This is a genomic window from Streptomyces sp. NPDC001068 (assembly GCF_042897315.1).
GTDB lineage: Bacteria > Actinomycetota > Actinomycetes > Streptomycetales > Streptomycetaceae > Streptomyces.
On sequence record NZ_JBIAYD010000009.1, the window covers coordinates 397,551 to 421,862 of the forward strand.

Here is a 24,312-nt window from a genome sequence, read left to right on the forward strand (position 1 = left end):
TCTGCGGGAACGCGTCCCGGCGGCTTCTCCGGCCGGCCCGGCGCGGCGGCTCCGGTCCGCGCCGACGAGCGGTCCACGGACCGCGGTTCCTGTCATGCAAGGTGACGGTCCGGTCATCCCCGGTCGTCCCGCGACCGCGGCTTGATCACCGACCCGTGTACGGCAGTAGGGTGACGGCGTGGCACCACGACCCTTGCATGAAATCGTCGAACCCGGCTGGGCGAAGGCCCTGGAGCCCGTGGCCGGACAGATCGCCGCGATGGGCGACTTCCTGCGCACGGAGATCGCCGCGGGACGCACCTACCTCCCGGCCGGGCCGAACGTCCTGCGGGCCTTCCAGCAGCCCTTCGACGACGTCCGCGTCCTGATCGTCGGTCAGGACCCCTACCCGACACCGGGGCACGCGGTGGGCCTCTCCTTCTCCGTCGCGCCCGAGGTGCGCCCGCTGCCCGGCAGCCTGATCAACATCTTCCGGGAGCTGAACACCGACCTCGGCCTGCCCCAGCCCGCCAACGGCGACCTCACGCCCTGGACCCGGCAGGGCGTCCTGCTGCTCAACAGGGCGCTCACGACGGCTCCGCGCAGCCCGGCCGCACACCGGGGCAAGGGCTGGGAAGAGGTCACCGAGCAGGCGATCCGGGCGCTGGCGGGGCGCGGCAAGCCGCTGGTGTCGGTCCTGTGGGGCCGCGACGCCCGCAACCTGCGTCCGCTGCTCGGCCAGTTGCCCGCGGTGGAGTCGGCGCACCCCTCGCCCATGTCGGCGGACCGCGGTTTCTTCGGCTCCCGCCCGTTCAGCCGGGCCAACGACCTGCTGGTCCAGCAGGGAGGACAGCCGGTCGACTGGCGTCTGCCGTGACGCGGTCGCGGTGAGCGCAGGAGTCGGCGAGACCCCCGTAAAAGGGGATTGATCGCACCGGTACGTGAAGTGTCCGACAGCTGACGGGTTCACCCCCGAATCATGCGTAACTCATCAGACAAAACCGGACGGATACCGCTCACCTGCACCCTCCCCGAACAGGGGAGCCCAATAAGCCAGTAACATGCGTCGCCATGAGCTCCCCCACTGGGCCCGCGTCCGGCCTGCCAGTACGAATGCCGCGACCTCGCCAGCCCGGGCGGCACCGCCGACCCGAGCCGCTGGTGGCTCCCGAGGACGCGCCCGCGCTCCTCCTGGCCGTACCGGGTACGCCCAGCGCGGCCACCCGCAGTCTCGCCGAGGAGGTCGTGAGCATCGCCCGCTCCGAGCTGCCCGGCCTCGACGCCCGGATCGGGTACCTGGACGGGGACGACGCCGAGTTCCCCACCCTGCAGTCCGTGCTCACCCGCACCTCCGAGGAGCGCACCGCCCGCTACGAGCAGGCCGTCGCCGCCGGTGTCGAGGGCGTCAAGATGCCCGACGGCCCGGTCGCGGTCGTCGTGCCGCTGCTGGCCGGCCCGGACAGCGCGCTGCTGCGCCAGGTCCGCCAGGCCGTCATGGAGAGCCGGATCGCCGCCGACCTCACCGATGTCCTCGGCCCGCACCCGCTGCTCGCCGAGGCGCTGCACGTGCGGCTCTCGGAGGCCGGTCTGGCCCGCGCCGACCGTGCCCGTCTGTTCACCGTGGCGACGGCCGCCGACGGCATCATCCTGGCCTCCGTGGGCGGCGAGGAGGCCGTGCAGGCCGCCGGGATCACCGGCATGCTGCTCGCCGCGCGGCTGGCCGTGCCGGTGATGGCCGCGGCGCTGGACCAGGAGGGTTCCATCTCCTCCATCGCGGAGCAGCTGCGGGCGGCAGGCTCGCAGCAGCTGGCGCTGGCGCCGTACCTCATCGGTCCCGAGATCGACGAGGGCCTGCTGGCGGCGGCCGCCGAGGAGGCGGGGTGCGCCACGGCCGAGCCGCTCGGTCCCTACCCGGCGATCGGCAAGCTGGCGCTGGCGAAGTACACGACGGCGCTGGGGATCGCTCCGCAGCAGCCGCAGGGCACGCCGGTGCGCTGACCTCTCCGCGTGAGCGTGAGTACGTCGGCGGGTCCCTTCCTCGAAGGGGCCCGTCGTCCTGTTTCCGGGGCGTGCGGCGGGGTGCGCGGCGGCGTGTGCGGAAGTGTCCGCGCGGAAGCGTCCGGGCCCGCCGTCCGGCCGCCCTTCGCCCTGGAGTCGTACGCCCTTCCGGTCGGCCTCAGTCGAAGACGACGCAGGACGCCGCCGGAACCCGCACCGAGCCGTCGTAGCGCGGCACGCCCGTCTCCTGGTCGACGGCGAACCAGGTGATGTCGCCGGAGCGTTCGTTGGCCGAGTAGAGGAAGCCTCCGGACTCGGTGAGGGCCCGCGGCCAGTGGCCGCCGCACGGGACCGTGGCCGTCGGGCGGAGCTGGTCCCCGTCGACCGCGAACGTCGTCAGGACGTCCTCGCCGCGGGTCGCCGTCCAGACGAACCGGCCGTCGGGCGACGCGACGATGCCGGACGGGTAGGCGTCGCCCGCCGGGGCGCCGGGCAGCACCGGGGTCTCGGCCAGGGGCTTCAGGGCGCCGGTCTCGGCGTCCCAGCGGCACACCGTGACGGTCGGGGTGAGTTCGTTGACCACGTAGGCGTACCGGCCGCCGGGGTGGAAGGCCAGGTGACGCGGGCCGGAGCCGGGGCGCAGCGCGAACTCGCGGTGGACGGCCAGGGCACCGCCCGCCAGGGTGCACACACGCACCGAGTCCGTGCCGAGGTCGACGCTCACCGCCCACCGGCCGCTGGGGTCCGGCTGCACCTGATGGGCGTGCGCGCCGCGCTGTCGTCGCTCGTGCGGGCCCGAGCCGGTGTGCCGGAGTACTCCGGACGCGGTGCCGGCCAGCGTGCCGTCGGGACGCACGGGAACGGCGCTGACGCTGCCGGAACCGTAGTTCGCGGTCAGGACGTGCCCGTCGAACAGGCTGAGGTGGGTCGGGCCGCTGGCCTCGACGGGGACCGGCGGTCCGGCCAGCCGCGGCTTGTCGTCCTGGACGTGGTACGCGGCCACCGCGCCGTCGGCGGTCTCGCTGACCGCGTACAGGGTCTGCCCGCCGGGGGCGAGCGTCAGGTAGGACGGGTCGTGGACGCCGCCGACGCTCTCCAGCAGGGCCAGGGCGCCGTTGTGCGGATGGACCGCCGCCGTGACCACTCCCGGTCCGCCCGCCGCCGTGAACGACCCGATGAAGGCCCTGCGCCGCCTGCCGCCGTCTGCCACCGATGTCCCCTCTCGATACGAGCCGGTACGAGTCAGTACGAGCCGGTCCGGGGCCGACGGTAGCAGTTCGCGGTCTAGACCAGGACGTCCATGGCGGCGCGTCTCAGGCGCCGACCAGGGGTGAGCCCGAGGGGGTGCGCAACGGCTCGGCCAGTTCGGCCAGCGCGCGCTCCACGCCGTGCAGATGGGCGAGGGCGGGCTCGGCGGGTGGTTCGGCGGGACCCGCGTCGTGTGCCGAGCCCCGGGTGAGCGCCTCCACGGCCGCCTCGACCCGCCAGCAGGCCGCCGCCAGCCGGGCGTCGTGGGAGGCCTCCGGATCAGCGGCGACCGCGACCAGGCCGCGGATCTCCCGGGCGCAGTCGTCGAGCAGGGCGAGGACCCGGCGGGCACGGCGCTTGCGGCCGGTCATCGGGGCCAGCGGGTGGACGAGGGGGGCGACCGAGAGCCGTACCCGGCCCAGCAGCTGCTCCAGTTCGGCCACCCGGGGTGCCGGGTCGGCGCCGGTGGACCCGGCCAGCCGGGCGGCGGCCTCCGCCGTACAGGCGTGCACGCAGCGCAGCGCGCGCCGGATCCAGCCGTCGGTGACGAGGTGGGTGGTGACCGGCAGCACGAACAGCACGGCGAGTGCGGCGCCTAGGGCGCCCACCGCGGTCTCGGTGAGCCGGAGCGCCAGCAGGCCGGGGGTGAGGACGCCGAGGAGACCGTAGAGGAGCTCGGCGAGGAAGGTCACCGAGAGCATCATCCAGGTGTAGGACACCGCGGCCGAGTAGAAGATGCCGAAGACGGCGACCGCGAGCAGGACGGCGGTCGGGACGGGGGCGCCGTGCACGGGGACAGCGACGAGCAGGCCGAGCGCGACACCGATGACAGTTCCGAGGACCCGGCGGAAGCCCCGGACCAGGGTCTCGCCGCGCGAGGTGGTGTTGACGAAGATCCACCAGGTGGCGCCGACCGCCCAGTACCAGCGCTGCCCCGACACCACCTGCCCGACGACGAGCGCGAAACCCGCGCCCGCGGTGGCCTGGACCGCCTGCCGGGTGGTCACCCGGGCCAGACCGCCTCCCGCGGACGGGACGGGCACCGGCGGCGGGGACAGGCGGCGCTCGTAGCACCACAGGCCGAAGCGGACGGCGGCCGCGGTGAACACGGCGAGCAGCACCGCGGCGTACAGCCGGGGCAGCTGTCCGGGTGTGGCGTGCAGGAACTGGGCCACGAAGTAGGTCATGAAGGCGAACACCCCGAGGCTGTGGCCGCGCGGCCCCCAGCGGCGCGCGTAGACGCCGGCGCCGACGACGGCCAGGAAGACCAGGTCCCGCGCTACGGGCAGGTCGTGCAACCCGGCGGCGGCGGCCAGCACGGGCAGGCCCACGACGGGCAGCAGCGCGGTGGTGACGGCCTGCCCGCGCACGGTGGCGTCGGCGACCGTGAACAGGGCGAGCAGTGCGGCCAGCCCGCCGGTCACGGCGCCCGTGAGGGAGTGCCCGGCCGCTCCGCAGAGCACGACGGCGAGGCCGATGCCCAGCACGGCCCGTGCGGCGAAGCGCAGCCGCAGCCGCCCCGGGTCCGGAGCCGTGAACGCCCTCTTCAGCACTTCTGCTTCCCCTCCCGTCGACGGCACGGAAATGGCGCCGCGGAGGGTCCGCGGCGCCATCGACATCCCCATGAGAGCACCGTCGGGGTGACTGGCTCAAGTGTTCTCGATTCGACTGTGCCATTGGTGCACCTCTACTGGATTTCTTCGGCAAGCCCTCACACCATTGGCCCAGCTCGGCGCGGACCGGCCTTGGGCCATTGGTACAGTCGCCCACCATGGCCGTGGACGAGCTCGACACCCGCATCCTGCGACTCCTGCTGGAGCAGCCGCGCACCAGCGTGCGCGAGTACGCCCGGATCCTCGGAGTCGCCCGGGGCACCCTCCAGGCCCGTCTGGACCGGCTGGAACGGGACGGCGTGATCACCGGCAGCGGTCCGGCCCTCTCCCCCGCCGCACTCGGCCATCCGGTGCTGGCGTTCGTGCACATCGAGGTCACCCAGGGCCATCTCGACGACGTCGGTGGCGCGCTGGCCGCCGTGCCGGAGATCGTGGAGGCGTTCTCGATCACGGGCGGCGGGGACCTGCTGACCCGGGTGGTGGCGCGGGACAACGCGCACCTGGAGGACGTGATCCAGAAGCTGATCAGCCTGCCGGGCGTGGTCCGCACCCGTACGGAGGTGGCTCTGCGCGAACGCGTCCCGCACCGGTTGCTGCCCCTGGTGGAGTCCGTCGGCCGGGCCGCACGCGGGTAGCGGGGGCCGCGGTCGCCCCGGGAGGACGCCGGCGGTCACCCCAGCGGGAAAGGCGCCCGCGGTTCACCCCGCAAGGGCACCGGCGGTAACCCCGGAAGGGCGCCCGCGGTCACCCGGAAGGAGCAGTGCGCCAGCCGTTCGCTCCGCCGGTCGTGCGACACCGGGGATGACTGCATAGCGTGGCCGCATGACCACGACCTGGGCGAAACCGCGGCGGCCGGCCACCGAGGACCGGCGGTGGCGGGCGCTCTGGGTGTGTCTGGCGGCAGGCTTCATCTCGCTGCTCGACACCTCCATCGTGAACGTGGCGCTGCCCTCCATGGAGCACGGGCTCGGCGCCACGCAGGCCGCCCAGTCCTGGGTCGTCTCCGGATACGCCCTGACCTTCGGGCTGGCGCTCGTCCCGGCCGGCCGGCTCGGCGACATGCGCGGACGGCGGCAGTCCTTCCTCCTCGGGCTGGCCGTGTTCACGGTGGCGTCGACGGCCTGCGGGCTCGCCACGAGCCCCGACTGGCTGGTGGTGTCCCGGCTCGTCCAGGGCGCGGCGGCGGGCATGGTGGCACCGCAGACCTCGGGGCTGATCCAGCAGATGTTCCAGGGCGCCGAACGGGCCAAGGCCTTCGGGCTGCTCGGCAGTGTCATCGGCGTGTCGACCGCGGTCGGCCCATTGGCGGGCGGTGTGATCATCGACGCGGTCGGCACCGACGACGGCTGGCGCTGGGTGTTCTTCGTCAACGTGCCCATCGGGGTCGCGGCACTCGCCGCGGGCCTGCGGCTGCTGCCCCGGTTCCCCGTTGCGCCGGGCCGGCGGGAGGAGTTCGATCCGGTCGGGGTGATGCTGCTCGGTGCCGGGATGCTCGCCCTGATGCTGCCGCTGGTGCAGGAGCAGCAGTGGACCGGGCGGCTGAAGTGGGCGCTGCTGCCGGTGGGCGGAGTGCTGCTGGGCCTGTTCTGGATGTGGGAACGGCGGATGGGCCGGCTCGGGCGGGCCCCCCTGGTCGATCTGGACCTGTTCTCGCTGCGGTCCTTCACCCGCGGCGCGCTGATCAGCCTGAGCTACTTCGCGGGCTTCACCACGGTCTTCTTCGTTCTCGCCCTGTTCCTGCAGAACTCGGCCGGTTACAGCGCGCTGGCCTCCGGCCTCACGGTGATGCCGTTCGCGATCTCCTCGGCGGTCGGTGCCGCCCTCGGCGGCCGCCTGGTCATCCGCCACGGCGGCAAGGTGGTCGTCTTCGGCCTGAGCGGGGTGGCGGTGGGACTGCTCGGGATCGCCGCGGTGGCGTGGCTGGTGCCGGTGGAGGACCTGGGGTGGGCCGCGGTGGTACCGATGATCATCGGGGGGATCGGCTCCGGCGTCACCGTCTCGCCGAACACGACGCTCACGCTGACGCTCGTCCCGGTGAAGCGGGCCGGCGCGGCCGGCGGGGTGCTGCAGACCGGCCAGCGCGTCGGGTCGGCGGCGGGGATCGCCGTGGTGGGCGCGGTGTACTTCGCCCACCTCGCGAACGGCGGCCCGGCCACCGAGGCGCTCCAACTGGGGCTGCTCACGTCCGTCGGGTTCATCCTGGTGGCCCTCTGCCTGGCCGTCGCCGACCTGAGGGAACGGTCGAACGGGCCGGAGGACGACTGAACGGAGCGGCGGCGTTCGCTTGCCGGGAGGGGGGACGGGCCGCATCCCCGGAGCGGCGACGGGCCGCACGCCCCGAGCGAGGCGGGCCGCATCCCCGGAGCGGGGACGGGCCGCATCCCCGGAGCGGGGACAGGTCGCATGCCGGGAGCCCGGACGGGTCGCATGCCCGGAGTGGCGGCAGGTCACTCACCGGGAGCCGCGGCCGCCCGCTCACCGGGTGTGGCGGCCGGTCGCCCCCTATGAGCGGCGGCGAGGCTTTCCGCGTTTCGCCGGCTTGGCGGACTGGGCGCGCTTTGCCCCGCCGGCTCCGCCACGGCCCTGTGCGCCCCGGCCCGCCGCCGTCGCCTTCGGTGTCCGCTTCGGCTGCGTGCGCGCGCCCTGGGACGCCTGCGGCGGCTGATCGGTCTGGCGCCCCCGGGTGCTGTTGACCGTGCGGCCGCGGACGATGCCGATGAGGTCCTCGACCAGGTCCGTGGTGGCCTCCTCGGGCCAGGCCAGCGCGACGGTCGACTGGGGGGCGTCGGTGAGCGGCCGGTAGGTGAGGTCCCGGCGGTGGTGCAGCCGGGCCAGCGACTGCGGGACGGCCAGCAGCCCGATGCCGGCGGCGACCAGTTCGACGGCGTCCTCCGTGGTGGCCGGGCGCTCGAAGGCGGGCTCACCGGGCGGTGCGTCCCAGTCCAGGACGTCGTCCAGGGGATGGCAGAGGACCTCGTCGGCGAGGTCGGCGACGGTGACCTCCTCGACCGCCGCGATCGCGTGGTCCTTGGGTACGACGACCACCGTGGCCTCGGTGTAGAGGGGGATCGCGCTGAAGAACGTGCGGTCCACAGGGAGCCGTACGAAACCCGCGTCCGCCTCACCCGCGCGCAGCGTCCCGGACGCCTCGGCGGCCGTGACCTGGTGGAGACCGAGAGGGACGCCGGGCAGGCGCTCGTGCCAGATCCGTACCCACTTGGCGGGCGTCACGCCGGGAACGTACGCGAGCCGGAACGACGGTGTTTCCTCCGAGCCTGTCACCTGGCCAGGTTAACCGCCCGACGGCGGCGGGCCCGCATCGGCCGTGGTCGGCGCCTTCGCACCCGGCCGATACCCTTGACCTCATGAGTTCGCACCAGACCACCCAGACGATGAAGCCCGCGACCGCGGCGAAGAAGCTGGGTGTGTACCTGCCCGCCACGCCCGCCGCATTCCAGGAGGGTGTCGTCTCGCGCGCCGAACTGGCCGAGCTCCAGGCGGACCCGCCCGAGTGGCTGCGCGAGCTGCGGGCGAACGGCCCGCACCCGCGTCCGGTGGTCGCGGAGCGGCTGGGCGTGTCCATCGCCGGGCTGGCCCGGGGCGGGGTGACCGAGCCGCTCACCTCCGATCAGATCGAGGAGCTCAGGCGCGAGCGGCCGGAGTGGCTGGAGAAGGAGCGGGCCACCCAGGCGGAGGTCCGCAAGGAGGGCGCGCGCCTGAAGAACCTGAAGCGGGAGAAGGAGGCGGGGCAGGGCTGAGGTCCCCCGCCCGCTCGACGTTCGTACGGCCCCGGTCCGGGCGCGACAGCCGCGCGGACCGGGGCCGTTCGCGTACCCCGCCGATCGCCTCCGGACCCGCGGGCACCCGTGCGTCTCCGTCTCCGTCTCCGCGTGCGTCCCCGCGCCCCGCCGTGCGTCCCGTGCCCCGCCGATCGTCTCCGGACCCGCGGACCCGTGCGTCCCCGTCTGCCCGTACGACCCCGTATCCCGCCGTGCGCCCGCGCCCCGCCGTACGTCTCCGTGCCCGCGTGTCCGCATGCGTTCCCGTGCCCACGGGCACCCCCGCGTCTCCCTTTCCCCGTGGCTCCGTTCCTCCCCGTACGGCCGTGCGCGGTCGGGCGCGGCCCCCTTCCCACCTGCGACGCGCCGTGCTTTTCCACCGTCTCCGTCGGCCGCGGAGGGCGTTGTCAGTGGTCTCGCCTACAGTCGCCATCACTTGATCACTGCGGTGCGGGGAGGCACGCATGGGGTGGGTGACGGCCGGGGACTACGAAGTGGCCCTGGACGCTGGGAAGGTGGTCTGCCGCAACGCGGCGGGGCGGCGGCTGAAGTCCGTGCCCCCGAAGCTGGCGGACGACCCGACGGTGGTGGGACTGCGGCAGCTCGCCGAATGGCTGGAGCGCCACGAACGGCAGTGCCTGGCCGACGTGGAGCGGTGGATGACCCGGTCGCTGCCGGTGCCGCTGGAGGTCCTCACCCGTGTCTGGCCGGACCCGTCCTGGCAGGCGGCCCTGCGCGACGTGGTGGTCACCGGCGCCGACGGCGAGGTCGCCGGCTTCCTGCGGGACGCCGACACCGAACGCGGGCTCGGCCTGGTGGATCTCGACGGCGACACCGTGCGCATCGCCCCCGACCTGGTCCGGCTGCCGCATCCGGTGCTCCTTGAAGACCTGGAGGAGCTGCGGGAGTTCGCCGTCGAGCTGGGCGTCGAGCAGAAGGCCGGGCAGCTCTTCCGCGAGGTCTGGCACCGTCCGGCCGACCTGGACGCGGACGCCGCCCAGGTCGAGGAGTACGCGGGCGGCGTCTTCAAGGAGCTGCGCTTCCTGCACGGCAGGGCCACGCAGTTGGGGTACCGGGTGCGCGGCGGGCACGCGGTGTGCTCCGTGCTGGAGGAGGGCCGCGGGATCGAGGCCCGGGTGTGGGTCGGCGACTTCGACGCGTACTACGAGACCGAGACCGGCCCGCTCGTGTGGACCGACCCGGCGGGCCGCGCGCTGAAGCTCGGTCAGGTCGGCCCGGTCGCCTGGTCGGAGGGCATGCGGATGGCGGCGGCACTGTACGCCGGGCGGGACATCGAGGACGAGGAGCGGGCGGCATGACCACCTACGACGACACCACCACGGCCGCGCTGCTGGACGCCGGGGCGATCCTGCCGTCGGGCGCCGCACAGGGCGAGGACGCCGACGTCCTGACCGCCCGCACCTACGCCCACCCCGCGCTGGACGACCGCCCCGTGGTGCGTCTGGTGCCGGGCACCCTCGGCGAGGCCGAGGACCTGGCCCTGGAGTTCCTCGGTCTCGCCCGGCAGCCCGTGGCGCCCGAGGTCGGTCAGGTCCGCCGGGAGACCCTGGGCTTCCCCGCCTGGGCGCTGGTGCACGACCCGGCCAACGGCCATCACGCCCTCGCCCTGGTCAAGGACGTCGAGCGGCTGGCGCGGCAGGCCAAGTCCAAGCCGGGCAACGCGAAGGAGGGCTTCGAGGCACTGGGCGAGCGGCTCGGCCGGGCCGTCCCGCACTTCCTGCCGACCTTCTACGAACAGGCCGCGCGGGTCTTCCTCCAGCAGGAGAACACCACTTATGCGGCGGCCTTCTTCGGCAAGGCCCGCGAGGCGGAGCGGGTGCACGCGCTGGCCGTGGACGAGGAGCGGCAGCGTGCGGTGTTCCTGGAGTTCGCGTTCGCCGGGGCGCTCACCGTCAAGGCGCTCAAGGAGTACGTGAGGGATCTCGCCAGGCGGCTCGAACCCGCCGTCGCCTGGGCGCAGTTCCGGCAGCTGACGGTGGAGCGCTGCGCGGCCGGGATGCCCCCGTACGCCTCCCTGCCGCAGGACGCGCGGGGTCTGATCAGGGCGGCGGGTCTCGACCGGCGCGCCGAGGAGTGCGCCCTCGTCGCCGACCTGCTCGCCTCCCCCGCCGCCGTGCGGGCTCCGGCCTCCTTCTGGAACGCCTACCGCGACGTGCTGCCGGTCCTCGCGGACTCCCGGCCCGAGATCCGGGTCCGGCTGCTGGAGATCATGCCGGCCGGGCTGGGCCGGCAGGTGGCGGACGACGAGTTCTGGCTGGCACTGCTCGCCGAGTGCGGGGCGGATCTGCTGCTCACCGGCGACGGCGGCGGTGCGGCCGGGCACGGCGTGGATCCGGCGGACTGGCTGAGCCGCTGGGCCCAGCACCGCAAGCACGGCGCCGCGTACTCCCACCGCTCCCCCGCGACGCTGGCCCTGGTCGAGCGGATGGCGTCCGCGCTGCGGGCGTCCGGTCGGCCCGTGGACCTGTTCACCGGACGCTGGCAGGCCGGGGCCGATCTCGATCTGCTGGACCTGTGCGTGGCGGAGGGCGTCGCGCTAGCCGTGCCCGACGCGGACACGCAGGTCCATCTGCCGCTGGGCATCTGGCTGGGCGACGAGCGGCCGGGGCAGCGGGAGCTCAAGGCGCTGGCGGCCGAACCCCGCTACCGGACCCTGCTGTTCGAGGCCGTCGAAGGGCTCGGAAGCGGCCGGCTTCCCGCGGACCTCCCCCGGGTGGCGGCGCATCCGGTCCTCGGTGAAGTGCTGCGCGAGTGGCTGCGGGAGGCCACGACGGAGTTCGCCGCCGCATCCGGTCTGCCCGGCGCCGAGGCGAGGCTGCAGCGGCTGCGCCCCTTCCGGGCGGTGCTGCGGGAGAGCGCGCCGGCGGTCCGGCGGCTCACCGCGTACGACGTCGTGCCGGTCCTCGGCCGCACGCTCCGCGCCGGGATCCTGGACGAACTGGGCTGGCCCGCGCTGGAGGACGCGCTGGCACAGCTCGACTCCGAGGTGCGCAAGGACCGCGACAACGCGCTGTCGGTGACCGAGGCCTGGCCCGCGCTGATCCTGGCGCGCGGTCACAAGGCGGTCGTGGTCGGCCCCGAGGGTTTGCTGCTCACGCACGACCTGCGGCTGCCGACGGATCTGGACCGCTGGCAGCGGCCCCGGTTCCGGTACGCCGACGGCGAGTTGCTGGTGCTGTGGCGGAACGGCTCGAAGCAGTACGGCTACTGGTCGAACCGCCCCTCCGACGTCTTCCCGCTCGGCGGTGAGCAGGTGCCCGGCTGGTGGTCCGGCATGGACGCGGCCAACGCGTCGGTCCCGCTGCCCGGTGGCGGCCGGGCCACGGGAGGGCGCACCCTGCACGCCGGTGACACGGTCCTGCCGGCGAGCCGGCCGGTGCTGGGCGACGGCACCACGTACTGGCGTCAGGGCAGGCAGGGGCGTCAGTCGGTGTGGCTGGAGTACGACCCGGCGACCGGTGAGCACGGACGTGCCTCGCTGCCGGCGCTGCTGGCGTCGGCCGTCCGCGAGGACGCCGCCCTGCTGCACGACTCCTGCGAGGTGCTGCCGCTGCAGCCCGGCCTCGAGCACAGCCCGTTCGGCACCGACGGCACGGTCCTGGGCCGCTGGGTGCGCACGGAGGACGACGGCGCCGGAAGGCGGACCGTCGCGGGTACGCCGGACGGGCGGACGGCGACCTTGCGGGCGGCCCGCGACCGCCGGGCCCCGGGAGTGCCGCTCGGCCCACTGCGGCTGCCGGGCGGAGCCGAGCCGATCGCCGCGCAGACGTACCAGAGCGTCGCCCTGCACGCCGACGACGGCACCGAGCTCGGGCGGGTCTCCTTCGGCGAGTCCGGCGGTGCCTACGCGGCCGGCACCCGGCTGGTGCCGCCGGTCGCGTTCTGGCACGCCCTGCGCCCTCGCGACGTACAGGGGTCGGGTGTGCTGCGCGCCCTCACCGACGAGGCGGCCGGTGCGCTGATGCGGGCCGCGGCCAAGGCGTTGGACGAACGCAAGGAGGCGCTGGCCAGGGCCGGTGAGGACGAGCGGGCCAGGGCTGCGGTGCCGGCCGTGGACGAGGTCGCCGTGGCCGCGGTGGCGGGGTCGCTGCCCGCACTGACCGACCGGCGGCTGCTGACCGGGGTGGCCTCGCTGGTCCGGGCGGCGCTGCGGGTCGCCGAGTCGGCCGCGTCCCTGGCCGAGCCCGCGGATGACCGGCCCCGGCAGCCCCGGCAGCGGACCGAGGGGATGTTCGCCGACTACTCCCCCGAGCACGGCGTGGACCGTGCCCTGCACGACGGCGTCGCCGGAATCGTGTCCCTGCAGAACGCGTGGCAGACCGGCTGGGCCGCGCTGCGCCAGATCCGCTCGGTGAACCACGTGCTGTCCGGCAGGCCCGCCGACGGCAGGCCGCTGCCGGTTCGCGAGCACCTCTCCGCGGTGGCGGACGGCTGGCTGAGCGACGAGCACACCATTCCCGGCGTCGGCGCGATCTGGCCGCCCGTCCTCGGCGCCCTGCGGCCGCTCGCCTACCGCGCCGCGTCGCCGGCCCTCACCGACGTCCAGCGGGAGCCGCTGCTGCTCCTGTTCGAGGCGCTCGCCGAGGGACCGCTCCCCGGCCTCGGGTCCACGCTGCGCGAGGTGGTGCTGAGCGAACCGCACGACAAGCAGCAGCGGGCGGGGCAGGTGCTGCGCCGGGACGGCCGGACGGTGGTGATCCTCGGCTGCCAGAGCGTGGACGCCCGGCACGGCCAGGTCGAGTGGCTGGCCCTGGACCACGATCCGACCGGGGTGTTCGCCGCCGTGGGGCACTTCACGCTGGTCCGCGAGACCCGGCATGCCACCGGCGTCCCGGCGGACCGGCTCGCGGCGCTGACCCGGCTGGTCCGGGAGAAGGGCGCCGCTCCCTGGCGGCCGGAGGCCGTCGAGGAACTGGTGGCCGCGACGCACGGAGCGCTCGGTCCGCTCCAGGCCACGGTGCTGCTGGCCGGACACCCGCAGGCACCCGGTGCGGAGGGCCTCGCCACCATCGGTCTGAAGCCTCGTCAGCGCGCCTTCGGCGGCGGCCTGCTGAACGGCCTGGCCCCGGACGAGCAGCGGGCGCTGCTCGGCGCGCTGCTGCCGGACGACCCGGCCGTGCTGTGGACGCGGGGCCCCGACACGGCGGCCGCGTCCAGGGTCTGGGCCGACCGCCTCGGCACCCTGCTGCGCCTCCCGGAGGATCTCAGCGCCGACCTCGCCGGCATGGGCGCCGGTCATGCCGAGGCGGTGCTCAACCCCGGGCGGACCCCCTGGCTCGCCCGCACCACGGTGCTCCGGCCCGACAAGGACGGCGACCTCGCACCCGCCGACCCGTCGGCGGTGCCCAGCGCGTACGCACTGGCCGGCGCCGTGGAGAGCCTGGCGGCGCTCGCGTACCTGCTGCCGTACGGGCATCCGCTGCGGGCCGGGCTGACGGACGGGCACACCGCGCTGCGCCGCCGCCTCTCCGACCCCGAACTGCTGCTGCAACTGGGCCTGGAGTGGACGGAGAAGGGCGGCGCGACCTCGGTCCGGCTGCGGGAGATCTTCGGTCTGCCCGCGTCCGGCGGCGCCGACGCCGACGGGCTGACCCGGGCCGGTGACACGCTGGTGCTGCGCCCCTGGTACTCGGACACGGAGCGCGTGCTGGTCCGGACGGCCACGCTGAGCGGAGCCGACGACCCGGTCTTCGGGCTCCTGGAGGGCCTGGTCGGCGAGGGGCGTGCGGGCTCGCTGCGTTCCGTGCGGACGATCCTCGGCGACGACCTCGCCCGCGCCCTCGCGGCCGAGGGGTCCGCGGGTTATGCCCAGGACCCGACGGTCAGCGTGCCCGGGCTGGTCGCCGAGGTCTCCTCGGCCCATGGTCTGGGCGCGGACGCCTCGGCGCTCTACCTCCAGTTGCTGGCGCTGCCCGACCCGACCGACCGCAACTGCGCGCGCTGGACCGGCTGGAAGCCCGCCCGCGCGAAGAGGGCGCGCGGCGAACTGGCGGCGAGCGGCCTGGTCGTCGAGGCCAAGCGCCCGCGCGCCGGCCGGACCCTCTTCCTGCCCGGCGGCTGGCGCGACCTCAAGGCCCATGCCCTGCCGCTGGAGACCTGGAAGGAGGCGCTCTACCCGGTCTCCGACGGCGCCCGCACCCTGCCCCTGGTCCCGGTACCGGAGCTGTTCGCCCGAGCCTGGGAGCGGGTGCGGGCCGGCGACGGGCCGGCGTACGAGCAGCTGACCACCCGGGCCACCCGGGCGGGCCGCCGCCGATGACCACGATCCGCACCATCGCGAAGGACGACCACCGATGACCGCCGACACCGCTCCACTCCGTCAGATCGTGCCGCCCGAGGACCGGTACGCCACCGAACTGTCCTTCCTCGCCGCGTACGACGCCGGGCCGCGACCGCCCGCCTGGCGGCTCACGCCCCGTGCCGTCGTCACCTTCGTCATGGGCAGCGGCGGGCAGGCCCTGCGGCTGCCCGACGATGCCGAGGTGCCCGCGGGGGTGCCGCGCCGGCTGGTCGTGGAGGGCAAGTTCGTCGGCGACCGGGCCCTGGTCGAGCGCTGTGTGGTGACGCTCGCGGGTGAGCGGGGCCTCCTGCTGGTCGGCGAGCCGGGCACCGCCAAGTCGATGCTGTCCGAGCTGCTGTCGGCCGCCGTGTGCGGTACCAGCGGACTGGTCGTGCAGGGCACGGCGGGTACGACCGAGGACCAGCTCAAGTACGGCTGGAACTACGCACTGTTGCTGGCTCAGGGTCCCAGCAGGCAGGCGCTCGTGCCCTCGCCGGTGCTCACCGCGATGTCCCGGGGCGCGGTCGCCCGGGTGGAGGAGGTGACCCGCTGTCTGCCCGAGGTCCAGGACTCCCTGGTGTCACTGCTGTCGGAGCGGCGCATCGCGGTTCCCGAACTGGCGGGCACCGAGGACGCGTTGGCGCACGCGGCGCCCGGCTTCACGCTCATCGCCACCGCCAACCTGCGGGACAGGGGCGTCTCGGAGATGTCCGCCGCGCTCAAGCGCCGGTTCAACTTCGAGACCGTGGGCCCGATTCCGGACCTGGACGCCGAGACGGCGCTGGTGCGCGGCCAGGCGCGGGCGTCGGTGGAGCGGGCCGGGGCTCCCTTCCAGGTCGACGACGCGGTGCTGGAGGCGCTGGTCACCGCGTTCCGTGATCTGCGGGAGGGGCGGTCGGCGGAGGGCTGGGAGGTGGAACGCCCGTCCACGGTGATGAGCACGGCGGAGGCGGTGTCGGTGGCGGGCGCGCTGGCCCTGGCCGCGGCCTACTTCCCCGGGGACCGCGACGTCCTCGGCCTGCTCCCGGGTCACCTCCTGGGGGTCGTGCGCAAGGACGATCCCGCCGACGCGGCCCGGCTGCGCGGCTACTGGGACGGCCCGGTGCGGCGGAGGGCCGAACAGGGCTCGGCGACCTGGCGGACGCTGTGGGACCTGCGCACGGTCCTGGAGGCGTGACGACGTGACCGACTCCCCCGAGGCGGCCCTCGCGGCCCTCACCGACCCGGCCGGGCCGTACCTGATCGGTGTGCGGCACCACGCGCCGTCCCTGGCGGCGGCGGTGCCCGCGCTGCTGGACGCGGCCGAGCCGGACGTCCTGCTCGTCGAACTCCCGGCCGAGCTGCAGGAGTGGCTGCCGTGGCTGGCCCATGAGGACACCCGCGCGCCGGTGGCCCTCGCGGCGGCGCCTGCCGACGGTGGCGCCGGTCCGGCGTTCTATCCGTTCGCGGAGTTCTCCCCGGAGCTGGCGGCGGTGCGGTGGGCCGCCCGGGGTGCGGTGCCGGTGGTCGCCTGCGACCTGCCGCTGGCGCACCGGGGGTGGCGGGAGGGGGAACGTGCGGCGCAGGGGCCGGGCCGGCTGTCGGGCGCCCTGCGTTCGCGGCTCACCGGGCGACCGGGCGACGACCTCTGGGACCGGCTGGTCGAGGCGGCCGCGCCCGGTTCGACCCCGGAGGCGGTGCGGCGGGCGGCGCTGCTGACGGGGTGGGCCCTGCGGGAGGAGTCGGCCGTCCCGGAGGTGGACCTGCGGCGGGAGGAATGGATGCGTCTGCGGTTGGCGGAGGCGACGGCCGGCGGCGAGCGGGCCGCCGTGGTGGTGGGTGCCTTCCACACACCGGCTCTGGTTGCCGGTTCGAGCACCCCGCCGCCTGTGCCGCACGGCCGCCGCGACGCGGACGCGGCCGGCCCCCAGAAGCCCGCATCCACATCCACACCCGCACCCCCACCCGCACCCGCACCCGCACCCGCACCCGCGTGGACGACCTCGCTCATCCCCTACACGTACGCCCTCCTGGACGAGCGTTCCGGTTACCCGGCCGGCATCCGCGACCCGGATTGGCAGCACATGGTCCTGGAGGCGGCGGGCGATCCCGCGGCCCTGGAGGACGCGTTGACCCGAGCGGCCGTCGGCATCTGCGCCGAACTCCGCGGCCAGGGCCACCCCTCGGGTCCGGCCGACGCCAGGGAGATCACCCGGCTGGCCGGTGATCTGGCCCGTCTGCGCGGTCTGCCCGCGGCGGGCCGGGGTGAACTGGTCGAGGCCACCCAGACCGTGCTGGCCCAGGGCGAGCCCTACGGCCGCGGCCGTGCCGTCGCCCGGGCGATGGAGAGCGTGCTGGTCGGCAACCGCGTCGGGAATCCCGCGCCGCGGGCCCCCCGGTGCGGTCTCGCCCCCGCCGTGGAGGCCGACCTCGCGGCGCTCGGCCTGCCCGGCCCGGCGGATCGCGGCCCCGCCCGGGACCTGCGGCTCGACCCCCTGCGCTCGGCTCTCGACCGGCGCCGTGAACTGCTGCTGCGGCGCCTGGCGTTGTGCTCGGTGCCCTACGGCGAGCAGCGGCAGGTGACCGGTACCGGCGGTGCCGACGCCCTCACCTCGCGCTGGGAGGTGCGCTGGACCCCGGCCACCGCCGCGATGCTCTCGGCGGCCGGGGTCCGCGGGGTCACCCTCGTTCAGGCGGCCGAAGGCCTGCTGCGCGAGCGGAGACGCCGGGAGCGGGAGGCCGGCGGTCCCACGGCGGCACAGGTGCTCGACGGGCTGGAGCAGGCGGCCCACTGCGGTCTGCCCGGTCTGGTGGACGAGCGGCTCGGCGACACCGCCGCCGTGCTCCCGGACACCGGCACCCTGCCCGAACTCCTCGGCGGGCTGGCGCTGCTGGACCAACTGCGGGCCGGTCATGTCGCCGGTCTCGACGCGGACGGGGAGCGCGCGGAGCGGACGGTCGCCGTGGCCGAACTGCTGACCGCCGCCGCGGTGCGCCAGGTGGACGGCCTCACCGGCTCCGAGGACCCCGCCGACGCCCACGCCCTGCTCGAACTCGCCCATCGTGCGGACCTGCTGGGCGGGATCCGGCTCACCGACGCGCTGGCGCGGCTGGCCGCCGACGGGTCCCCGTTGATGCGGGGTGCGGCCGGGGCGGTGCGGGTCCTGCTCGGCCAGGAGGACCCGCGGGACCTCGGACGCCGGGTCGCCTCCTGGGTGGACGGGGCGGTCGACGCGGAGTCCCGGACCGCGCTCACGGCCCGGCTGACAGGGCTGTTGACGGCCGCCGCACGGTTGCTGGAGGCGGCCGCTCCGGCCCTGGAGCCGCTGGTCGGACGGGTGTCGGAGCTGTCCGACCGTGACTTCCTCGACCGGCTGCCGGCGCTGCGCGGCGGCTTCGACACGCTGAGCCCGGCGGACCGGGGTCGTCTGCTGGCCGGGGTCGAGGAGCGTCTGGGCACCGACCGGGTGGCCGACACCGGTGACCTCGACCCCGCCGCGCTGGCCACCTGGACCCGCGCGGACCTCGCCGCCCGTGAAGCCCTGAGCGCACTCGGCCTGTCGCCGCCGCCCCGGGGACGGGCCGAGCCCGCGACCGCCATCGCCGCCGCCCTCCCGACGGACCACCGGCTGGCCCCCGCCGACCGCTGGCGCCTGCTGCTCGGCCGACGCACGGAGCGGCTCCCCGGTCGGGCGGAAGCTCTGGCGACCGCGCTGGACGAGTTGTACGGCAGCGGGCGCGGCGAGGGCAGCCGGGGCGACCTCGGCGGCGGGACCGGCGGCGGACGTGAGGCGTCGTACCCCGGGGTGCGGGAGTGGTCGGAGGAACTGGCCGCGCTGTTCGGACCGGGCGTCCGGGAGGAGGTGCTGGCGGCGGCCGCCGCGACCGGCCGCCAGGACGTGCTGGCCGAGCTGGACCCGGACAGTGTGCGCCCTTCGGTGGACCTGCTGCGCTCGGTGCTGCGGCACGCGGGCGGACTGCCGGAGGCCCGGCTGGCCGCGCTCCGCCCGCTGGTACGGCGCCTGGTCGACGCGCTGACCCGTGAGCTGGCCACGCGGCTGCGCCCCGCGTTGCACGGCACCACGCTGCCGCGGCCCAGCAGGCGTCCGGGCGGCGGCCTGGACCTGCCCCGCACGCTGCGGGCCAACCTGGCGACCGCCCGCCGGTCGGCGGACGGCACGGTCCAGGTGATCCCGGAGCGTCCGGTCTTCCGCAGCCGGGCCCGGCGCGCCGCCGACTGGCGGCTGGTCCTGGTCACCGACGTGTCGGGGTCGATGGAGGCGTCGACCGTGTGGGCGGCGCTCACGGCCTCGGTGCTGGCCGGTGTGCCGACGCTGTCCACGCACTTCCTGGCGTTCTCCACCGAGGTCATCGACCTCACCGACCATGTCGAGGACCCGCTGTCGCTGCTGCTGGAGGTCAGGGTGGGGGGTGGTACCCACATCGCGGCCGGGCTGCGGCACGCGCGGGAGCTGGTGACGGTGCCGTCCCGGACGCTTGTCGTCGTGGTCAGCGACTTCGAGGAGGGCTACCCGGTGGGCGGGCTGCTCGCCGAGGTCAGGTCCCTGGTCGGCGCGGGCTGCCAGGTGCTGGGCTGCGCGAGTCTGGACGACTCGGGACGTCCCCGGTACTCCACCGGGATCGCCGGACAGCTGGTGGCCGCCGGGATGCCGGTCGCCGCTCTCAGCCCCCTCGAACTCGCCCGCTGGGTAGGGGAGAAGATCGCATGAGTCTCGAACTGCCAGCCGTCGCACCGGCGGTGACGGCCGAGCTGGTCGCCGCGCTCACGCCCAGGCTGCGCAAGCGGCTGGACGCGGGCATCGCCAAGCTGGCGGAACGCCCGTCGGTCCGGGACGGCGACACGGTTCGCATCACCGTCGACGACGAGGGCTCGGAGCTCGAACTGCGCGCCACCGACGGCGTCGTGGCCGACGCGGCGGCCGTGCGCTGCGGCTGCCTGCTGGCTCCGGACTGCCTGCATCGCGCGGCGGCGGCCTCGGCGGCCCCGGTGGCGGATCCGGTGACGGATCCGGTGACGGATCCGGTGACGGATCCGGTGACGGATCCGGCCGGACCGGCACCGAGGGCCGGCGCGGACGAAGCAGCACGGGACGCGGACGCGGGCGGCGCGGCACGGGACGCGGACGCGGACGGTGCGGCACGCGGGGTCACCGTGGCCGGGGAAGCGGCGGGGGCCGGCGGTTCCGGGTGGGCAGGCAAGGCGGCCCCCGCCTCGACCGGCCCGAGGACCCCGGCCCCCGACCCCGGGGAATCCGCGACGCCTTCTCAACGGACCGCCGCCGAAGGGGTTCTCGTCGCCGCGGCGGCCGTGCTCGACGCCGGTACGGACGGTTCCGGTGCCGTGCTCCAGGCCGAGCTGCTGCGGGCCGCGCACGCCGCGCGCCTCGCCGGGCTCCCCCGGGCGGCCACAGCGGTGGTCTCCGTGGTCACCGCGTTGCGGGCGGCCCGCGCGGCCGACGGGGCGTTCCGCCTCGCCGACCTGGTGTCCGCCCTCACGGAGACCCTGTTCGTGGCACACCGCGTGCCGTCCGCGGCCGGTCCGGAGCTGACCGGACTGCGCGGCACCGTGCGGCAGCCGTACACCCCGGACGGTTCGCTGCGGTTGTTCGGCCTGTTCTCCGAGCCGGTGCTGACCGCGAGCGGCTACGCGGGTGCCGTCACCTGGACCGCCGACGCCGACGGCCGGCTGTACACGGTCTCGGACGTGGCCCCGGGCGGCGCGGGCCGGGCGACGGGCGCCGCCGACCGGGCCGTACGCATCGGCGACACGGCGCTGAGCCACCGCGAGCTGGCGCGGGCGGGTCTCGCGGTCTCCGGGGCGACGGTGTCGCCGACCGGGCGGCTGGGGGCGGGCGCGGCGGTGCGGGCGGTACGCGCGTCCGGCGTGGACTGGCGGGACGATCCGCTGGACCGGCTGTGGGGGGCGCCGGTGGCCGAGCAGGTCGCGCGCGCCCTGGGCGGTGGCCACGATCTGCTGTTCCTGGAGGTCACGCCGACCGGCGTGGCGCGTGAGGCGGCGGGGGACGTGCTGCTGGCCGACTGTGCCGGCCTGCCGCTGCGGCTGACGGTGGCGCACGATCATCCGGCGCTGCCGTACCGGGACAACCTCCGGTTGCTGTCGGCCGCCCGGGGCCGTCCGCTGCGCGTGGTGGTGCGTCTGGTGGCGGCGCCGCATCCCCGCGCGCTGCTGCTCGCCACCGAGCACCCGACGCTCGCCGGGAGCCGTGTCGACCTGGGCCTGGACCGGCTGCAGCACGCGGACCTGCCGGCTCCGTCGCCCGCCTCCGCCGTGGACACGGCCGAGGAGGCGCCGATGCACCTGCTGCGCCGCCGGGTCGAGCAGGCGGCCTCGGGCGGCCGGCGTGTGCTCGCCTTCCCGGGGAACCCGGCCGGGGACACCGGCCGGCTGCGCCGGTACGGTCTCGCCACGGCCGGCGATATCCTCGACGAGTTGCTCGCGGCCGCGGCGGAACGCTCGCGCGACGCCTTCGGCCGCCTGCTGCCGGCGGACACGGGCCGGTTCGCCCGGGCCTGGCTGACCGCGGCACGTTACGTGGACGAGGTCGATCGCGCGCTGTGTGCCGCGGCCTGGGGCGGGTGACCGGGCCGGCGACCGGACGCGGGCCGCCGCTCCCCCGTGCCGGCGGCCCGCGCGTCCGGGGTCGTCCAGACCGGTCCCGGTGCCCGGTTGAAGCATGCGACAACGGGCCGTCGCATGGGTATGCGTACAACTGCGTACGGGTGTGGCGGAGAGGAAGACGTGTTATTGGGGCTGGAGAGGGCCTACGAACGCCTCACCGGACTGGCGGTGGCCGCGTTGCACGAGCGCGAGCCGGAGCGGCTGTGGCCCCTGCTCGCCGACACGCTGACCGGACTGTGCGGCGGCGAGACGCTGATCTACAAGCTGGACGACTGGAACGAGGGCGAGGGCACGCTCGGCATGTCGGCGGCCGCCGCGGCCGAGTTGGACCGGCTCGGCCCGCGGGAGCTGGGCGTCCTCCGCTCGGGCTACCCGTTCGCCCGTCACTACGCTGCGGGCCCCGGCCGTGTCCCGGTCACGGCCCGCCGGCTGGCGGGCGGGTCCTGGCCGGCGAGTGAGACGGCACGGGTCATCGGCCGGGCCCTGGATCTGGATCAGGTCCTGGCGCTCCCGCTGCCGGGGACGGTCGCGCCGATCACCGGCTGCCTCGTCTACCGCTCCGGCCCGGACTTCACCGATGACCACCTGCGGACCGCCGAACGCGCCCAGCCGGTACTGGCCGCCGTGGAGCAGCAGCGCCGACTGCTGGAGCAGTGGCGCGAATCGGCCGTGCCGGCCGGCGAGCCGCGGGAGCGGGCGGCGGAGTGCGCGCTGACACCTCGGGAACTCACCGTGCTGCTCCTGCTCACCGACGCCCTGACGGCGGACGCGATCGGCCGGCGGCTCGGCATCTCGGCCCGCACGGTGCACAAGCACATCGAGAACATCTACCGCAAGCTCGGCACCCGCGACCGGCTCGGCACGGTCCTGAAGGCTCAGCGCCTGGGTCTGGTGCGGTCACCGGCGACGCCGGATCCGGACGGGACGGCGGCCGTGCGGCGACCGTGAAATCGCGTGGACGCGGTTACGGATGGCCGGGCAGAGTGGCGGCCCATGACGAGCAGTCAACTGTGGGGCCGCGCCGAGGCCGAGCGCTACGACACCGAGGAGACCCGGATGACCTCCGCGGCCGTGCTCGGGCCGACCGTGGAGTTCCTTGCCGAACTCGCCGGAGGAGGAAGGGCGTTGGAGTTCGCCGTCGGGACCGGCCGGGTCGCGGTGCCGCTCCGGGAGCGTGGTGTGCCCGTGGTGGGCATCGAGTTCTCCGAGCACATGGCGGCCGTGCTGCGCCGCAAGGCCGACGCCGAGACCCTGCCGGTGGTGATCGGGGACATGGCGACGACCACCGTTCCCGGCGAGTTCTCCCTGGTCTACCTGGTCTACAACACGATCTCGAACCTGCTCACGCAGGAGGAGCAGGTCGAGTGCTTCCGCAACGCGGCCCGGCATCTGGTGCCCGGGGGCCGTTTCGTGATCGAGCTGGGGGTGCCGCCGCTGCGGTTGCTGCCGCCCGGACAGGTGGCGGTGCCGTTCGACGTGTCCGCCGGGCACATCGGTTTCGACACCTTCGATCTGGTCGGGCAGATCCTCGTCTCGCACCATCTCACCCGCGACGGCTCGGCGGGCGGCTACCGCCGCGACGCCTCACGGCACCGGTACGCGTGGCCGGCCGAGCTGGACCTGATGGCCAGGATCGCGGGGCTGGAGCCGGAGCGGCGCGTCGCGGACTGGGACGGTTCTCCGTTCACCCAGGAATCGACGAAGCACGTCTCCGTGTGGCGCAGGCCCCTGTAGACGGTGGACGGGGCTGCCCCGGGCCGGTCAGGATCCGGGCCGCCCCGCGGTCGTCCAGGCGGCGTACTCCTGACGGACGTAGCGGCGGGGGCCCGCGCCGGGCGGGAGCGTGTCGGGCCGGTGCGGGCCGGCCACCAGGTCGGGACGGCTCCGGTCGTGGGCGAGGAGTTGCGCGGCGGTCTGTGCGGCGGCGCCGGCCGGGCCCGGGTCGGAGGTCTCCAGGGCCATGCGGTCCATGAGGGCCGCCCGGCGCAGCAGCCAGGCGCGTTCGGCGACCGCGGCGTCGGCCGGCGGGCGGGTGGCGGTCCGGGCCTGGCGGCCGTCGCGCTCGGCCCCGACGGCGAGCACCTGGTGCATCTCCCGGCGCAGGGCGGGCGCGTTCGCGTAGGCCTCGTGCGGGGGCAGGGTGTCGGTCTCCTCGCCCGCGGTCCGCTCGCCGGTGCCGGGGGTGACTCCCTCGTCCGGTGTGCCGCGGCGGATGCCACCGCAGGTGACGCCGGTCATGCGGAACACCTCAGGCAGGCGCGGACCTCGCGGCCGCCGCGGGTCTGGTGGATCTCGGTCGACTCGGCGAGGCACTGGACGATGCCGGTGCCGCGTCCGTGTTCGTCCGGAGCGATGTCCGGGTGGGGGCGCTCGACGGCGGTGCCGGAGTCACTGACCACGATGTGCAGGGTGCCGAGGTCGAGCACGAGCAGCAGGGTCATGAGCTCGCGGCCGTACCGTGCGGCGTTGGCCGCGAGTTCGTCGACGATGAGCACGGCGGAGTCCCGCTCGGTCTCGGGAACGCTCCAGGTCTCCAGCAGGTCGGCCGCGAAGTGCCGGGCGGCGGGGACGTGCGCCTCCTGCGCGGGCAGGGTGAGCAGTGCCTCTCGGCGGCGGAGCGGGGAGATCAGCGAGCTCAGGCGGGGGGAATCGGTTACAGACATGGTCTTCTGACTCTTCTGTGGAGGTGCGGAGAGCGGAAGGTGGGAGACCGGGACCTTCGGGCCGCCGATGCGTGGGAAGAGCGGCCGGTGT

Annotated in this window: 17 protein-coding genes; 12 read left to right on the forward strand and 5 right to left on the reverse strand. The window is 75.2% G+C overall.

Going from position 1 to position 24,312, the window contains the following annotated elements:
* Nucleotides 1-178: 178 nt before the first annotated feature.
* Together ACFY3I_RS26410 and ACFY3I_RS26415 are read left to right on the forward strand one after the other, a co-directional pair.
* Nucleotides 179-856: a uracil-DNA glycosylase gene (locus tag ACFY3I_RS26410; RefSeq protein WP_365291119.1), complete on the forward strand. Its 678-nt coding sequence runs from the start codon at nucleotides 179-181 to the stop codon at nucleotides 854-856.
* A 194-nt stretch (nucleotides 857-1,050) separates the two neighbouring features.
* On the forward strand, nucleotides 1,051-1,977 hold the full coding sequence (locus tag ACFY3I_RS26415; protein ID WP_365291121.1) for a hypothetical protein: 927 nt from the start codon (nucleotides 1,051-1,053) through the stop codon (nucleotides 1,975-1,977).
* Nucleotides 1,978-2,155: 178 nt separating this feature from the next.
* Here the strand turns inward: ACFY3I_RS26415 and ACFY3I_RS26420 are convergent, their stop codons facing one another.
* The gene (locus tag ACFY3I_RS26420; RefSeq protein WP_390863228.1) at nucleotides 2,156-3,187 is read right to left on the reverse strand and encodes a lactonase family protein; all 1,032 of its coding nucleotides are present in this window, start codon (nucleotides 3,185-3,187) and stop codon (nucleotides 2,156-2,158) included.
* 103 nt (nucleotides 3,188-3,290) lie between these two features.
* The gene (locus ACFY3I_RS26425) at nucleotides 3,291-4,778 is read right to left on the reverse strand and encodes an FUSC family protein (RefSeq protein WP_390863230.1); all 1,488 of its coding nucleotides are present in this window, start codon (nucleotides 4,776-4,778) and stop codon (nucleotides 3,291-3,293) included.
* Between the two features lie 218 nt (nucleotides 4,779-4,996).
* On the opposite strand from ACFY3I_RS26425, the gene ACFY3I_RS26430 reads away from it, so the two are divergent.
* Both ACFY3I_RS26430 and ACFY3I_RS26435 read left to right on the forward strand, forming a co-directional pair.
* A complete protein-coding gene (locus ACFY3I_RS26430) occupies nucleotides 4,997-5,473 on the forward strand; it encodes an Lrp/AsnC family transcriptional regulator (protein WP_365291127.1) in 477 nt (158 codons plus the stop codon).
* Nucleotides 5,474-5,660: 187 nt separating this feature from the next.
* On the forward strand, nucleotides 5,661-7,103 hold the full coding sequence (locus ACFY3I_RS26435) for an MFS transporter (RefSeq protein ID WP_390863232.1): 1,443 nt from the start codon (nucleotides 5,661-5,663) through the stop codon (nucleotides 7,101-7,103).
* 237 nt (nucleotides 7,104-7,340) lie between these two features.
* On the opposite strand, the gene ACFY3I_RS26440 is transcribed toward ACFY3I_RS26435, so the two are convergent.
* Entirely contained in the window at nucleotides 7,341-8,120 is a 780-nt protein-coding gene (locus tag ACFY3I_RS26440) for a LysR family substrate-binding domain-containing protein (RefSeq protein ID WP_390863234.1), read from the reverse strand.
* Nucleotides 8,121-8,203: 83 nt separating this feature from the next.
* On the opposite strand from ACFY3I_RS26440, the gene ACFY3I_RS26445 reads away from it, so the two are divergent.
* The 8 genes from ACFY3I_RS26445 (at nucleotide 8,204) to ACFY3I_RS26480 (ending at nucleotide 23,292) form a co-directional block, all read left to right on the forward strand.
* Complete coding sequence (locus ACFY3I_RS26445; protein ID WP_365291132.1) at nucleotides 8,204-8,596, forward strand: DUF5997 family protein; 393 nt, start codon at nucleotides 8,204-8,206, stop codon at nucleotides 8,594-8,596.
* 485 nt (nucleotides 8,597-9,081) lie between these two features.
* Nucleotides 9,082-9,936, forward strand: a complete 855-nt coding sequence (locus tag ACFY3I_RS26450) for a DUF4132 domain-containing protein (protein ID WP_390863236.1) — start codon at nucleotides 9,082-9,084, stop codon at nucleotides 9,934-9,936.
* Nucleotides 9,933-14,897: a hypothetical protein gene (locus ACFY3I_RS26455; protein WP_390863238.1), complete on the forward strand. Its 4,965-nt coding sequence runs from the start codon at nucleotides 9,933-9,935 to the stop codon at nucleotides 14,895-14,897. The genes ACFY3I_RS26450 and ACFY3I_RS26455 overlap by 4 nt, the downstream gene beginning before the upstream one ends.
* A 34-nt stretch (nucleotides 14,898-14,931) precedes the next feature.
* Complete coding sequence (locus ACFY3I_RS26460; RefSeq protein ID WP_390863240.1) at nucleotides 14,932-16,095, forward strand: AAA family ATPase; 1,164 nt, start codon at nucleotides 14,932-14,934, stop codon at nucleotides 16,093-16,095.
* A 4-nt stretch (nucleotides 16,096-16,099) separates the two neighbouring features.
* Nucleotides 16,100-19,627, forward strand: a complete 3,528-nt coding sequence (locus ACFY3I_RS26465; RefSeq protein ID WP_390863242.1) for a DUF5682 family protein — start codon at nucleotides 16,100-16,102, stop codon at nucleotides 19,625-19,627.
* Nucleotides 19,624-21,519 carry a hypothetical protein gene (locus ACFY3I_RS26470; protein WP_390863244.1) on the forward strand — a complete coding sequence of 632 codons (1,896 nt, stop codon included), beginning with the start codon at nucleotides 19,624-19,626 and terminating at the stop codon, nucleotides 21,517-21,519. Before ACFY3I_RS26465 ends, ACFY3I_RS26470 begins: the two co-directional genes overlap by 4 nt.
* A gap of 165 nt (nucleotides 21,520-21,684) precedes the next feature.
* A complete protein-coding gene (locus tag ACFY3I_RS26475; RefSeq protein ID WP_390863246.1) occupies nucleotides 21,685-22,506 on the forward strand; it encodes a LuxR C-terminal-related transcriptional regulator in 822 nt (273 codons plus the stop codon).
* Between the two features lie 45 nt (nucleotides 22,507-22,551).
* Complete coding sequence (locus ACFY3I_RS26480) at nucleotides 22,552-23,292, forward strand: class I SAM-dependent methyltransferase (RefSeq protein ID WP_390863248.1); 741 nt, start codon at nucleotides 22,552-22,554, stop codon at nucleotides 23,290-23,292.
* A 27-nt stretch (nucleotides 23,293-23,319) separates the two neighbouring features.
* Here ACFY3I_RS26480 and ACFY3I_RS26485 read toward each other — a convergent pair whose 3' ends face one another.
* Nucleotides 23,320-23,796: a hypothetical protein gene (locus tag ACFY3I_RS26485; protein ID WP_365291146.1), complete on the reverse strand. Its 477-nt coding sequence runs from the start codon at nucleotides 23,794-23,796 to the stop codon at nucleotides 23,320-23,322.
* On the reverse strand, nucleotides 23,793-24,221 hold the full coding sequence (locus tag ACFY3I_RS26490) for an ATP-binding protein (RefSeq protein WP_365291148.1): 429 nt from the start codon (nucleotides 24,219-24,221) through the stop codon (nucleotides 23,793-23,795). Before ACFY3I_RS26490 ends, ACFY3I_RS26485 begins: the two co-directional genes overlap by 4 nt.
* Nucleotides 24,222-24,312 lie beyond the last annotated feature (91 nt).